This window comes from Geodermatophilus sp. SYSU D00879, from assembly GCF_054050375.1.
Window position 1 is genome coordinate 114,698 of record NZ_JBJGZF010000011.1, and the last position, 12,402, is coordinate 127,099.

A 12,402-nucleotide genomic window follows, 5' to 3' on the forward strand; every position below is an offset into this window, starting at 1 on the left:
CGCCCGGACCGGATGAGTCGCGGCCGCAGGATCGTCCCGCGCGGACGGTGTCCGCGGGCGCGTGGGCGGCCACGGTCGTCGTCGGACCGGTGCACGGAGGTGGGCGATGGCCGGCGGCACGACGGCACCCCCGGAGCGGCGCCTGCTGCGCGCCATGGGCACGCCCGACTCGATGCTCGACGAGTTCGACTTCTGGGACCGCCGCCAGGAGGGACGGCGCCTGTTCGCCGAGCTGTTCGGCACCTTCCTGCTGGTGCTCGTGGCCGTCGGCGGGGGGATGGTGAACGCCCGTTTCGGCGGGTCGGCCGTGCCCTACGGCGCGCTGGTCGTCGCCCCGGCGCTCATGGTCACGGCGGTCATCCTGTCCATGGGCTGCGTCTCGGGGGCGCACCTGAACCCGGCGGTGAGCATCGCGTTCGCGCTGCGCGGCGACTTCCCGTTCCGGCGGGTGCCCGCCTACGTCGTCGCCCAGTTCCTCGGCGCCGTCCTCGCGACCCTGCTGCTGTGGGCCCTGGTCGGCCGGCAGGGCAGCGCCGGGCTCACCCTGCCCGGCCCGGGGATCTGGGTCACCACGGCGATGCTGTGGGAGGTCGTCCTCACCGTCGGGCTGGTCAGCGTGATCCTCGGCGTGTCCTCGGGGCCGCAGAACCTGGGGCCGATCGCGGCGGTCGGCGTCGGCAGCTACATCGCCCTGGCCGGGCTGTGGGGCTCACCGGTGAGCGGCGCCTCCATGAACCCCGCCCGGTCGCTGGGCCCGGCCCTCGTCCTCGGCGACTGGACGGCGTGGTGGGCCTACCTGCTCGGGCCCGCCACCGGCGCGGTGGTCGCCGTGGGCATCGCGGTCGTGCTGCGCGGCGCCGGGGGAGGGCGCAGCGGGCGGCTCGCGGCCCAGGGCGTGCTGGGCGAGGACCGGCGGGCGCCCGCCGCCGGCGCACCCGGGGTCAGCGCACCGGGAGTCAGGGGACCGGGGGCAGGTCGGTGACCTCGACGGTGAGCTCGCCGCCGCCTGCGTGCCGCACGGTCATCGACCCGGCCCGGCGCAGCATCCCCAGCGAGGAGCGGTTGTGCGCGGCCACGCTGGTGCGCAGCCGGACGACGTCGCGGGGCCGGCGGGCGAGCACGGCGTCCAGCAGCGCCCGGCCCACGCCGCGGCCCTGCCAGGCGTCGAGCACGGTGACCGCGACGTCCGCCGTCCCCGGCTCGCCCGGCCAGCGCACCAGCCGGGCCACGCCCACCGGGCGCGCACCGCCCTCGGCCGGGAAGGCGGTGAGGACGACGGCGACGTGGTCGACGCCGTCCACGCCGTCGACCAGCAGCCGCAGCAGGGAGTCGGAGAGCTCGGGCAGGTCGGTGAGGAAGCGGGAGCGGCGCGACTCGCGCGAGAGCTCGGCGTACCCGGCCCGCAGCGCCTCGCCGTCGGTGTCCAGCAGCGGCCAGATCAGGGCGGGCGTGCCGTCGGCGAGGACGGCCTCCGTCAGCGGGCCGGCCGTGCCGGGGGCCCGCTCGGTGGTCGTGCTCGGGGTGCTCATGGAACGTGCAACGCCCGCCGGGGCCCCGGGCGTCCGGGATGTGCGCGGGAGCACGTCGTTGCCACGGGGCGCCGCGGCCCGCACCCTCGCTGCATGACGCGCAGGGGGACGTCCACCGGCACCGTGGTCCGCTGGGACGAGCAGGCGCGTGGCGCCGTCGTCGAGGTACCCGGCCTGGCGGGCGACTGCTGGGCCGACGCTGCCGCCGTCGACCCGGCCGGCGGCGTGCTGCGCGCCGGGCAGGTGGTCACCGTCGACTGGGTCGAGGAGCCGGCGCACGGGCGGCCGTTCCGCGCGGTGCGCGTCCGGCGGCGGGAGGACCTGCAGGCCACCCCCGGCGCCTGAGCCCGGACCCGGCGCGCGACCGGCAGCAGGGAGCACGGCGACGCTCCGCCCCGACGTCTGGAGGAGACCGTGGAGCAGCGGACCGGAGCACGCACACCCCTCGGGACGGCGACCGGCGCGGCGGTCCTCGTCCTCCTCGCGGCCGCGTGCGGCACGGGGCAGGACGCGGAGACCACCCAGGAGGTGCCGGACACCCCGGGCGTCGACGGCTCGGTCGGGCAGGTCGCGTTGAGCGACGTGTACCTCGACGCCGACGCGACGATCGCGGCGGGCGACTCGGTCGCCCTGCGCGGCGCGCTGACCAACGACGGGGACACCGACGACCGGCTGGTCTCGGTGAGCACGCCTTCGGCCGGGTCGGTCGCGCTCCTCGACGAGCAGGGCGACAGCAGTCCCGACGGCATCGACCTGCCCGCCGACGGTTCGGTCGACGCCACGCAGGGCCAGGCGCGGATGCAGCTCGACGACGTGACCGCCGACATCACCACCACGGACACCGTGCAGGTCACGTTCGCCTTCCAGGAGGCCGGGCAGGTGCAGCTCGACGTGCCCGTCGGGACGGCGGGCACGTAGGGACCGCGGGGGCACCCGCCGCGGCCGGTGGGGCCGCGGGCGTGCTCTGACACACTCGCCGCACCGTCTCCCGAGCCCCCAGGAGGACCCGTGCGCGCCGCGCAGATCACCCGCCTCGACGGCCCCTCGGCCATCTCCGTCGCCGACGTCCCCGAGCCCGACGCCGACGGCAAGGTCGTGATCGACGTGCACGTCGCCGGCGTGACCTTCCCCGAGGTGCTGCTCAGCCGCGGCGAGTACCAGCTCAAGCCGCCGGTGCCGTTCGTGCCCGGCAGCGAGGTGGCCGGCGTGGTGCGCAGCGCCCCGGAGGGCAGCGGGCTCACCGCCGGCCAGAGGGTGGCCGCCTTCCCCGGCTTCGGCGGCTTCGCCGAGGTGGCCGCGGCCGACCCGGGCTTCGTCTTCCCGCTGCCCGACGCGGTCTCCTTCGAGCAGGGCGCCGCGCTGCCGATGAACTACCTGACCATGCACTTCGCGCTGCGCCGGCGCGGGCAGCTGCGCGAGGGCGAGACGGTGCTCGTGCACGGCGCCGCCGGCGGGCTGGGGACGGCGGGCGTGCAGCTCGCCAAGGCCTACGGCGCGCGGGTGCTCGCGGTGGTGTCCAGCGAGGCCAAGGGCGAGGTGGCCCGCGCCGCCGGCGCCGACGAGGTCGTGCTCGCCGACGGGTTCCGCGAGCGGGTCAAGGAGCTCACCGGCGGCCGCGGCGTCGACGTCGTCGCCGACCCGGTCGGCGGGGACCGGTTCACCGACTCGCTGCGCAGCCTCGGCCGCGAGGGCCGGCTGCTGGTGCTCGGCTTCACCGGCGGCGAGATCCCCACGGTCAAGGTCAACCGGCTGCTCCTCAACAACGTCTCGGTGGTCGGCGTCGGCTGGGGCGCGTTCTGGACGGGCGACCCCGGCTTCGTGCGCGACCAGTGGGCCGACCTGCTGCCGCTGCTCGAGCAGGGCCGCCTCCAGCCGGTGCTCGGCACGGTGCACGACCTCGCCGACGCCGCGGCCGCGGTCACCGAGCTCGACGAGCGCCGCGCCACCGGCAAGGTCCTGCTGCGCGTGCGGGACTGACCCGGGGCCGAAGGGCCCCGCGCGCCCGGGCCGTCCGGGCGTGGGGCCGGGCCGGGCCGCCCCGCGAGGCTGGGGCGGTCCGTCCCGCACCCCGCAGGAGGCAGCCATGACGGCGCTCCACCCCCCGTACGCCGCGACCACCGACGTCCACGTCACCGGCCGCCGCGTCGTCGCCACGCTGATCGACGGCGTGGTCATCGGCGGCGCCTACACCCTGCTCGCCGCCGGCACCGACTCGATCGAGCAGGTGGGCCCCTGGGAGTGGGTGTCCGACGCCCCGCCGTGGGCCACCCTGCTGTACGTCCTCGTGGCCGCCGCCTACTTCGTCCTCATGGAGGGCGGGCTCGGGCAGACGCTGGGCAAGATGGCGACCGGGATCCGGGTCATCGACGAGCGGACCGGCGCCACGCCGCCGGGCTACGCCGCCGCGGCGATCCGCACCGTGCTGCGGGTGGTCGACGGCCTCCTCGGCTACCTGGTGGCCTTCGTCGTCGCCCTCTCCAACCCCCGCCGGCAGCGGCTCGGGGACATGGCCGCGCACACCCTCGTCGTCCGGACCTGACCCGGGCGGGGAGGACGCGGCGCCCGGCCCGGGCCCGGGCCGGGCGCCGTCCGGCCGACGCCGCGGCCGACGAACGGTCCCGGCGCCTGGCCGGGCTGGTGGGCCCGGCGCTGCTCGCGATCTCCGCGTCGGAGGCGGTGAACCCCGACCCGGTGCGGGAGCAGTACCGCTCGGTCAGCCACCTCGACGGCTCGCTGGTGTTCGTCGCCGGCCTGTCCCCGGCCGCCGGGCGGAGGTCGCGCGGTCGCGCGCCGCCGTCCGGTCGCCGGTCGTCGGGCGCCGCTCCCGGCCGGTCCTGCCTCGTCCGTCCGGGGTGAGGCGTCGCCCGCCGCCTCGGCGGGACGGTGGCGCGTCCGGCCTCGTCCGTGCGACTCCCGACCGGCGGAGGACCCCATGGCCAAGACGTCACCCGCCAGCACCCCGCCCGCGGCCCCGTCGACCCGGCCGGCCCGGCGCCGGATCCGGTCGGGGCAGGTCCTCGCGCTGGTCCTCGCCGTCGTGACGGTCGCGTTCATCGTGCAGAACCGCGACCGGGTCACCGTCGACCTGTTCACCGTCGACGTCTCGGCGCCGCTGTGGCTGATCCTCACGATCGTGCTGCTGATCGGCGTTCTCCTGGGGATGATCCTGCGCTCCCGGCGGTGACGGACCGATGGCCTTCGACGTCGACCGGCTGCTGCGGCTGTGGACCGAGCCGCTGCCCGGGGGACCCGCCGCGGAGGAGGCGTTCCGCGCCGTCTACACCGACCCCGTCACGGTCAACGGCCGGCCGCTGACCGCCGCCGACCTCGTCGCCCGCGCCCGGGCGGTGCAGGGGACCTTCGAACGGGTGGAGCGGCAGGTCGTCGCCGTGGTCGAGGACGGCGACCGGGTCGCGCTCGCCTTCCGGATGGGCGGTCGGCACGTCGGGCCGCTGCAGACCGCGGCCGGCCCGCTGCCGCCCACCGGGCGGGACCTGTGGCTGCGGGTGGTCGACGTCCTCACCCTCGACGGCGGCCGGATCGCCGACATCTGGATGGTCGCCGACGAGCTCGGCGCCCTGGTCGCCGTCGACGCCGTCCGGCTGGCCGCACCCGCCTGAGGGGCGCGGGTCAGGGGCCCTCGGGCCGCACCCCGGCCGCCGACGGGTCGACGAACCCCGTCCGGTAGGCCCACACGACGGCCTGCGTGCGGTCGCGGACGCCGAGCTTGGCCAGGATCGCCTTCACGTGCGTCTTGACCGTCTCCGGCGACAGCCACACCCGGCGCGCGATCTCGGCGTTGGACAGCCCGTCGGCCATGGCGCGCAGCACCTCCGCCTCCCGCCCGGTCAGCTGCGCGGCCAGCCGCAGCCGTTCCCGGTCGGGCGCGCGCCGGCCGGCGTACGCGGCGAGCAGCCGCCGGGTGACGGCCGGCGCGACGAGGGCGTCACCCGTGGCGACCGTGCGGATGCCGTCGACGAGCTGCTCGGGCGTCGCCCGCTTGAGGAGGAAGCCGTCGGCGCCGGCCTCCAGGGCGTCGTCGACCACCTCGTCGAGGTCGAAGGTGGTCAGGACGAGCACCCGGGGCCGCCGCGGCCACGAGGTGATCTCCCGGGTCGCCGCGACGCCGTCCAGCCGCGGCATGCGGACGTCCATGAGCACCACGTCCGGGTGCAGCGTGCGGGCCCGCTCGACCGCCTCCCGGCCGTCGGCCGCCTCGCCGACGACGGTGAGGTCCTCCTCGGCGTCGAGCAGCGCCCGCAGCCCGCTGCGCACGAGGACGTCGTCGTCGGCCAGCAGCACCCGGATCACGACGGCACCTCCGCGGCCACGGGCAGCACCGCGCGCACGCGGAAGCCGCCGTCCACCGGCCCGGCCTCGAGCTCGCCGCCCGCCAGCCGCGCCCGCTCCCGCATGTTGACCAGCCCGTGCCCGGGCACCGGGGCGGCCGCCGGCTCGCACTCGTTGAGGACCTCGACCAGGACCTGCGGGCCGGTGCGCCGCACCTCCACCCGGATCCGGCCACCCGGCGTGTGACGGACGGCGTTGGTCAGCGCCTCCTGCACGATGCGGTACACCGCCCGGGCGGTCCCCGCGGGCAGTTCGGCGCCGTCGGCGCGCAGCTCCACCTCGCGGCCGGTCGCGCGGACCCGCTCGGCCATCGCCGCCAGGTCGGCGGGCGTCGGCGCGGACGGCTCCGGGGCCCCGCCGCCGTCGGGCCCGAGCACCCGGAGCAGCCGGCCGAGCTCGTCGAGGGCCGACCGCCCGGCCGACTCGATGGACGCCAGCGCCTCCTGCGCGTAGGCCGGGTTGGCGGCGAACACCCGGCGCCCGACCCCGGCCTGCAGGACCACCACGTTGACCGTGTGTCCCAGCGAGTCGTGCAGCTCGCGGGCCAGCCGGCCGCGCTCCTCGGCGAGCAGACGCTCGGCCGCCAGCGCCCGGCGGCGGCTCTCCGCCTCCCGCGACGCCCCGGCGGCCACCGCCCGGGCCATCCGGCTGCTGAGGACCCCGGCGACGGTGGCGACGAGGAAGCTCAGCGCGATCGAGGGCAGCGCGTCCAGGGGATCGCCGCGGTCGAGGGCCACGTAGCCGGCGACGCCCAGCCCCGCGACGACGGTGGCGGCCACGCGGAGCCGGGTGCCGCCGACGGCGAAGCAGCTGAACAGGGCGAACCACGCCGGCCAGGCCAGGACGTCGATCGGCGAGCCGGCGGCCGACGTCGCCACGATGGCCAGGGCGGTCCCGATCATGGACGCCAGCGGTGCCGTCTGGCGCCACAGCAGCGCCAGCGGGCCGGCGGCCGCGGCGGCCAGCGTGAGCGCGTCCGGCGGCTGGTACGGCGGCTCGGCCGGCACGGCGAGGGCGAGGCCGACCGCGACGACGGCCACGCAGCCGGCGAGCACCGCGTCCGTGCGGGTGCCGGCCCACGGGCGGCGGACGTGCGCCCCGGACCGGGGCACGGCGGTCGACGACGACACCTCCCATCGTCCCGCCGGCGGGTGCCCGGGCGGGAGACCCGCGGGAGTCGTGCGGGTCCCTCGCGCGAGGGAGGTGCGCCGCCGGGAGGACCACCCCCGCGGGAGCGGGACCGCCCCCGCGCGGGGCTCGTGCGCACCCCGGCGCCGGGCCGACGCTCGTCCCGCACACAGCAGGCCCCCCGACAGCGAACGAGGGACGTCATGGACACCCAGCGCGCACCCGGCCGGCCGGCCCCGCGGGACCGGCACGCTCCCGTCCGCAGGACCACCCGGGCCCGGCGCGTCGGCGCCGGCGTCGCCGGCGCCCTCCTCCTGGTCCCCGGCCTCGCCCTGGCCGCCGGGGGCGGCACCGTCGTCTGGGCGCACGCCCACGAGCGGTCCGACGGCTTCGTCGTCTCCCCGTGGGAGGGGTTCCGCTCCGACGGCTCCGCCCTGGTGAGCGACCGCGTCGACCTGGCCGCCGCGCCGGACTGGCTGCCGCTGCCGGAGTCCCTGGGCGACGCCCGCCTCGAGGTGACCGCGACCGGCGCCGCCGACGTCTTCGTGGGGATCGCCCCCGCGGACGACGCCGAGCGGTACCTCGACGGCGTCGCCCGGACCGTCGTCGGCGGGCTGGGCTTCGACGGGCCCGCGACCGGTGGCGACCCGCTGCCGGGAGGCGCACCGGCGGAGCCCCCCGCCGGGCAGGACCTCTGGACCGCGCAGGCCTCCGGGACCGGCACCCAGGCGGTGACCTGGGACCCGGCCGGCGGCGACTGGGTGTTCGTGGTGATGAACGCCGACGGCTCGCCGGGAGTGGACGTCGAGGCCCGGATCGGCGCGGAGGCGCCCGTGCTGGGCGGCATCGGGTGGGCGGCCCTGGTCGTCGGCGCGCTGCTCACCGCCGGCGGGGCGCGGCTGTTCATCCGGGCCGCCCGGCGGCCGCAGGACGGGGCGGGCGTGTACCGGCAGCCGCAGCGGGACTGGACGACACCCCGGCCGGTGGTCCCGGTCCGGCTCCCGGGGCGGGAGGAGCCCCCGGTGCCCACGCGGTGAGCCCGGGCGCCCGCGGGACGGCGCCCCTCCGGTCGACGGCCGGAGGGGCGCCGTCGTGTCCGCCGCGGAACGGATCCGTCCGGGACCTGACAGCGGGGTCCCCGGTCGGTAGCGTCGCGGGGGTGACCGCCCTCCAGGGTCTGGACACCCCGACCGGACTCCGGCCGGGGGACCACGCCTGCTGGTCCTTCCGCGACGGCGCCGACCTGGCCGCGGCGGTCGTGCCCTTCCTCGAGGAGGGCCGCCGGCGCGACGAGCAACTGGTCGTGGTCGGCCCCTCGCGGTCGGCCCTGCTCGCCGCCGTGTCGGGGCTGCCGCACCGGGACGAGCTGCTCGCCGACGGCCGGCTGGACCTGCAGACCACCGGCGACAGCTACACCTCCGCGGGCGGCCTCACCCCGGCCGGGCAGGTGGAGCACTACCGCGCGGCGACGCGGGCGGCGCTCGCCGCGGGGCGCACCGGCCTGCGGGTGGCCGCGGACGTCACCGAGCTGATCCGCGGCGGGCGGCCCGGCCGCCGCCTGCTGCACGCCTACGAGCAGCTCGCCGACGAGCTCATGGGCGCGGTCCCGATGACCGCGCTGTGCCTCTACGACGCATCGGTGGGCGTGGAGGCCCTCGGGCCGGTCGCCGTGCTCCACCCGCTGCAGCACCTCGGCGACCGGCTGCCGCTGGCGCACCTCTCCGGCCGCGGCCCCCGGCTGTCGCTGCACGGCGAGGTGGACCTCACCGAGGCCGCACACGTCGCGACCGCCCTGGTCGACGTCGCCGGCGACACCCCCGGCGAGCTGGTGCTCGACCTCGCGGACCTCGACTTCCTCGACGTCGCGGGCGCCCGGGCCCTGGCCGGCGCGGCGCGGGAGCTGGCCGCCCGCGGGATCGAGCTGCGGCCGGTGGGGGCACGCCGGAACGTGCGCCGCTGCCTGGAGCTGTTCGGCCTCCTCCCGGAGCAGCCGTGACCTGGCTGCGCCCGACCGGTGACTGGGACGGCACCGGCCTCGCCCACGAGGGGTTCGTGTTCTCCTCCGACGCCGAGGTGGTCGAGCGGGTGGTGCCCTTCCTCCTCGAGGGCTTCCGCCGCGACGAGCCGGTGCTCGTGGTCGCCGGGGAGCGGGTGCGCGGCCTGCTCGCCGGGCAGCTGGGGACCGACCTCGGCCGGCTGGCGGTCTTCGCCGCCGCCGAGACCTGGTGGCGCGGCGGCCACGGCACGCTGCAGGCCTACGACCGCGACCTGCGCGCCCTCCGCGCCGAGGCGCCGCGCTGGCGGCTGGCCGCCGAGCCGGTGTGGCTGGCCCGCGAGGACGGGCGGCAGTGGAGCCGCTTCGAGGCGGTGGCCAACCGCTGCTACGACACGATGCCGTACTACAGCCTGTGCCTGCACGACGCCCAGCGGCTGCCCGCCGACGTCCTCGCGGCGGTCGCGCGCACCCACCCGATGACCTGGGACGGCGCCGCCCCGGTGCCCCAGCCGGCGTACGAGGACCCGGCCGGCTTCCTCCGCGCGGTGCAGCCGGCCTGGACCCGGCGGCCCGCGGCCGCCGCCGTCCTCCCCGTGACGTCGCCGGCGCAGGGCCGCCGCGCGCTGAGCGTGCTGCTGCCGGCCGGCCGGCGCGCGCGGCTGGGCGACGTCGTCCTGGCCGCCCACGAGCTGCTGGTCAACGCGCTGCGCGCCGCGCCCTTCGCGGAGCTGTCGACCTGGACCGACGGCGACGCGTTCGTGGTCGAGGTGGCCGACGGCGGGCCGGGCCTGGCCGACGAGACGCTCGGCTACGTGCCCCCCGACCCCGCCGGCGGCGCGCGGGGGATGTGGCTGGCGTGGAGCCTGGCCGACGACGCCGCCGTCCGCACCGGGCCGGCCGGCACCACGGTCCGGCTGTTCTTCCGCTCCTGACCCGGCGGCCCCGACCCGGCGGCCCTGACCCGGCGGCGCCGAGGGGTCCCGGCGGGCCGCTCCGGGCCTACGCTCGCTCCCACTCACGGGGCCGAGGGGGCGTGCCGTGGGCGGGAGCGGGCCGGGGACCGGGCGTCCGGTCGGGGTCGCGGTCGTCGGGTTCGGCTGGATGGGCACCGTGCACGCCCGCGCGCACGTCCGGGTCGGGCACCACTTCCCCGACCTGCCCGTCGTCCCGCGGCTGGTCGCCGTCGCCGACGACGTCCCCGGCCGCGCCGAGGCCGCCGCCGCCCGCTACGGCTTCGCGACGGCGACCACGGACTGGCGGGCGGTGCTGGCCGACCCGCGCGTGGAGCTCGTGTCGGTCACCGCGCCCAACTGGCTGCACCGGGAGGTCGGCGCCGCGGTCGCGGGGTCCGGCCGGCACCTGTGGATCGAGAAGCCGGTGGGCCTGACCGCCGACGACGCCCGCGCGGTGGCCGGCGCGGCCGCGGCGGCGGGGGTGCAGGGCGTCGTCGGGTTCAGCTACCGGAACGTGCCCGCGGTCGCGCTGGCGCGGGAGATGGTCGCCGCCGGCGAGATCGGCCGGGTGACCCACGCGCGCGTGGCCTTCCTCAGTGACTACGCCGCCGCGCCGGAGGGGGCGCTGACCTGGCGGTACGAGCGGGCCCGCGGCGGCAGCGGGGTGCTCGCCGACCTCGGCTCGCACGCCGTCGACCTGGTCCGCCACCTGCTAAGCGACGAGATCGAGTCCGTGCTCGCCGACACGGCGGTGTTCGTGCCGCAGCGGCCCCGGCCGGCCGGGCCGACGTCGGGGCACGCGCTGGCGGCCGGCGGCGTCCCGGGGCCGGTGGAGAACGACGACCACGTCGCCGCGCTGCTGCGGCTGTCCTCCGGCGCGCGGGTGGCGCTGGAGGCCAGCCGGGTGGCGGCGGGGGAGCAGAACGCCTACGGCTTCGAGGTGCACGGCAGCGCCGGGCGCCTGGCGTGGGACTTCCGCCGGATGGGCGAGCTGCAGGTCAGCCGCGGCCCGCTCGCGCAGGACCAGCCCGTGACCACCGTGCTGGTCGGCCCCGGGGCGGGGGAGTACGCGGCCTTCCAGCCCGGGCCCGCCAACCCGATGGGCTTCGACGACCTCAAGGTCGTCGAGGCCCGCGACGCGCTGCTGGCGGCCGCGACCGGCGAGCCGCACGGCGCGACCCTGGCCGGCGCGGTGCGGGCGGCGGACGTGCTCGACGCGATCGCGGAGTCCGCCGCCCGGGGGGAGCGGGTGGCGGTCCGCGCGGACCGGGCGGTCCCGGTCGGGGGCACGCCGGACCCTTGACGCCCCTGGTGCCCCATGTCACATTCCACATGTCACTATGTCCAGACATAAGGACGTCGTCGCGACGGGGGGTCCGGCGTCTGGACCGGCCGACGGCCGCCAGCAGGGTGGCCATCCCGACGAGGAGACGCCCATGAGGAGGACCCGCAGGTCGCTGCAGCTGGCGGTGGCGGTGAGCGTGACGGCCGTGGTCGCGAGTGCGTGCAGCAGCGAGGGCGGCGCCCGGAACGAGGGCGGCGGTGCGGACCAGGGCGACTACACCATCGCGATGATCACGCACGAGACCCCGGGGGACACCTTCTGGGACAAGATCCGCGCCGGCGCGGAGGCCGCCGCCGACGCCCACGGCCTCACGCTCAACTACTCGAACGACCCGGACTCCAGCGAGGAGGCCACCCTCGTCCAGAACGCCGTCGACCAGGGCGTCGACGGCATCGCGGTCACCCTCGCCTTCCCCGACGCGGTCGGGCCGGCGGCGCGGTCGGCCATGGACGCCGGCATCCCCGTCGTCGCCTTCAACTCGGGGATCAACGACTACCAGAACTACGGCGTGCCGATGTACTTCGGGTCCAACGAGGACCTCGCCGGCCAGACCGTCGGCTCTCGCATCGCCGAGGACGGCGGCGGCAAGGCCCTCTGCGTGATCCAGGAGCAGGGGCAGATCGCCCTCGAGACCCGGTGCGCCGGCGTGGCCAAGACCTTCCCGACCACCGAGAACATCAACGTCCCCGGCGCCGACCTGCCCGCGGTGCAGCAGACGATCGGGGCCAAGCTCCAGCAGGACCCGGCGATCACGCACGTCGTCACGCTGGGCGCCCCGGTCGCCCTCGCGGCGCAGCAGGCCAAGTCCGACACCGGCAGCCAGGCCGAGATCGTCACCTTCGACCTCAACGCCGACGTCGCCGCGGCGATCCAGAGCGGGGACATCGCGTTCTCGGTCGACCAGCAGCCCTACGTGCAGGGCTACATGGCCGTCACCGCGCTGTGGCTGAACATCACCAACGGCAACGACATCGGCGGCGGCGGCCCCGTCCTCACCGGCCCGTCGATCGTCGACGAGGAGAACATCGGCCCGATCGTCGAGTACGCGAACAACAACACCCGGTAACCCCGCTCGGGGGGAGCCGGGGCCGCCCGGCTCCC

Annotated in this window: 16 protein-coding genes; 13 read left to right on the forward strand and 3 right to left on the reverse strand. The window is 77.6% G+C overall.

Annotation, left to right across the window (positions count from 1 at the left end; genetic code table 11):
• Positions 1-106 precede the first annotated feature (106 nt).
• The gene (locus tag ACI79B_RS15345; protein WP_456928809.1) at positions 107-982 is read left to right on the forward strand and encodes an MIP/aquaporin family protein; all 876 of its coding nucleotides are present in this window, start codon (positions 107-109) and stop codon (positions 980-982) included.
• Here ACI79B_RS15345 and ACI79B_RS15350 read toward each other — a convergent pair.
• Positions 957-1,529, reverse strand: a complete 573-nt coding sequence (locus tag ACI79B_RS15350) for an N-acetyltransferase family protein (protein WP_456928810.1) — start codon at positions 1,527-1,529, stop codon at positions 957-959. The genes ACI79B_RS15345 and ACI79B_RS15350 overlap by 26 nt on opposite strands.
• A 93-nt stretch (positions 1,530-1,622) precedes the next feature.
• Between ACI79B_RS15350 and ACI79B_RS15355 the strand changes: the two genes are divergently transcribed.
• From ACI79B_RS15355 to ACI79B_RS15385, 7 genes are all read left to right on the forward strand, one after another.
• Positions 1,623-1,874 carry a hypothetical protein gene (locus ACI79B_RS15355; RefSeq protein WP_456928811.1) on the forward strand — a complete coding sequence of 84 codons (252 nt, stop codon included), beginning with the start codon at positions 1,623-1,625 and terminating at the stop codon, positions 1,872-1,874.
• Between the two features lie 69 nt (positions 1,875-1,943).
• Entirely contained in the window at positions 1,944-2,447 is a 504-nt protein-coding gene (locus ACI79B_RS15360; protein WP_456928812.1) for a copper chaperone PCu(A)C, read from the forward strand.
• Between the two features lie 90 nt (positions 2,448-2,537).
• The gene (locus ACI79B_RS15365; protein WP_456928813.1) at positions 2,538-3,506 is read left to right on the forward strand and encodes an NADPH:quinone oxidoreductase family protein; all 969 of its coding nucleotides are present in this window, start codon (positions 2,538-2,540) and stop codon (positions 3,504-3,506) included.
• 106 nt (positions 3,507-3,612) lie between these two features.
• Positions 3,613-4,068, forward strand: coding sequence for an RDD family protein (locus ACI79B_RS15370; protein WP_456928814.1), 456 nt, complete (start codon positions 3,613-3,615; stop codon positions 4,066-4,068).
• Positions 4,069-4,166: 98 nt separating this feature from the next.
• Positions 4,167-4,385, forward strand: a complete 219-nt coding sequence (locus ACI79B_RS15375; RefSeq protein ID WP_456928815.1) for a hypothetical protein — start codon at positions 4,167-4,169, stop codon at positions 4,383-4,385.
• A gap of 76 nt (positions 4,386-4,461) precedes the next feature.
• Positions 4,462-4,713, forward strand: a complete 252-nt coding sequence (locus ACI79B_RS15380; RefSeq protein WP_456928816.1) for a lipopolysaccharide assembly protein LapA domain-containing protein — start codon at positions 4,462-4,464, stop codon at positions 4,711-4,713.
• 7 nt (positions 4,714-4,720) lie between these two features.
• Positions 4,721-5,149, forward strand: a complete 429-nt coding sequence (locus ACI79B_RS15385) for an ester cyclase (protein WP_456928817.1) — start codon at positions 4,721-4,723, stop codon at positions 5,147-5,149.
• Between the two features lie 10 nt (positions 5,150-5,159).
• Here ACI79B_RS15385 and ACI79B_RS15390 read toward each other — a convergent pair whose 3' ends face one another.
• Both ACI79B_RS15390 and ACI79B_RS15395 read right to left on the reverse strand, forming a co-directional pair.
• Positions 5,160-5,840, reverse strand: coding sequence for a response regulator (locus ACI79B_RS15390; RefSeq protein WP_456928818.1), 681 nt, complete (start codon positions 5,838-5,840; stop codon positions 5,160-5,162).
• Positions 5,837-7,009, reverse strand: coding sequence for a sensor histidine kinase (locus ACI79B_RS15395; protein ID WP_456928819.1), 1,173 nt, complete (start codon positions 7,007-7,009; stop codon positions 5,837-5,839). The genes ACI79B_RS15390 and ACI79B_RS15395 overlap by 4 nt, the downstream gene beginning before the upstream one ends.
• A gap of 201 nt (positions 7,010-7,210) precedes the next feature.
• Between ACI79B_RS15395 and ACI79B_RS15400 the strand changes: the two genes are divergently transcribed.
• From ACI79B_RS15400 to ACI79B_RS15420, 5 genes are all read left to right on the forward strand, one after another.
• Positions 7,211-8,044: a hypothetical protein gene (locus tag ACI79B_RS15400; RefSeq protein ID WP_456928820.1), complete on the forward strand. Its 834-nt coding sequence runs from the start codon at positions 7,211-7,213 to the stop codon at positions 8,042-8,044.
• A gap of 122 nt (positions 8,045-8,166) precedes the next feature.
• On the forward strand, positions 8,167-9,003 hold the full coding sequence (locus tag ACI79B_RS15405) for an MEDS domain-containing protein (RefSeq protein WP_456928821.1): 837 nt from the start codon (positions 8,167-8,169) through the stop codon (positions 9,001-9,003).
• A complete protein-coding gene (locus ACI79B_RS15410; protein WP_456928822.1) occupies positions 9,000-9,935 on the forward strand; it encodes an anti-sigma factor RsbA family regulatory protein in 936 nt (311 codons plus the stop codon). The genes ACI79B_RS15405 and ACI79B_RS15410 overlap by 4 nt, the downstream gene beginning before the upstream one ends.
• Positions 9,936-10,041: 106 nt before the next feature.
• Positions 10,042-11,259, forward strand: coding sequence for a Gfo/Idh/MocA family protein (locus ACI79B_RS15415; protein WP_456928823.1), 1,218 nt, complete (start codon positions 10,042-10,044; stop codon positions 11,257-11,259).
• Positions 11,260-11,392: 133 nt separating this feature from the next.
• On the forward strand, positions 11,393-12,367 hold the full coding sequence (locus ACI79B_RS15420) for a substrate-binding domain-containing protein (protein WP_456928824.1): 975 nt from the start codon (positions 11,393-11,395) through the stop codon (positions 12,365-12,367).
• Positions 12,368-12,402: the final 35 nt, after the last annotated feature.

What these genes read in the sequence shown, in the direction of transcription:
- ACI79B_RS15345 (WP_456928809.1), top strand. Translation starts at nt 107, where the DNA reads ATGGCCGGCGGCACGACGGCACCCCCGGAGCGGCGCCTGCTGCGCGCC.
- ACI79B_RS15350 (WP_456928810.1), bottom strand. Translation starts at nt 1,529, where the DNA reads ATGAGCACCCCGAGCACGACCACCGAGCGGGCCCCCGGCACGGCCGGC.
- ACI79B_RS15355 (WP_456928811.1), top strand. Translation starts at nt 1,623, where the DNA reads ATGACGCGCAGGGGGACGTCCACCGGCACCGTGGTCCGCTGGGACGAG.
- ACI79B_RS15370 (WP_456928814.1), top strand. Translation starts at nt 3,613, where the DNA reads ATGACGGCGCTCCACCCCCCGTACGCCGCGACCACCGACGTCCACGTC.
- ACI79B_RS15380 (WP_456928816.1), top strand. Translation starts at nt 4,462, where the DNA reads ATGGCCAAGACGTCACCCGCCAGCACCCCGCCCGCGGCCCCGTCGACC.
- ACI79B_RS15385 (WP_456928817.1), top strand. Translation starts at nt 4,721, where the DNA reads ATGGCCTTCGACGTCGACCGGCTGCTGCGGCTGTGGACCGAGCCGCTG.
- ACI79B_RS15400 (WP_456928820.1), top strand. Translation starts at nt 7,211, where the DNA reads ATGGACACCCAGCGCGCACCCGGCCGGCCGGCCCCGCGGGACCGGCAC.
- ACI79B_RS15420 (WP_456928824.1), top strand. Translation starts at nt 11,393, where the DNA reads ATGAGGAGGACCCGCAGGTCGCTGCAGCTGGCGGTGGCGGTGAGCGTG.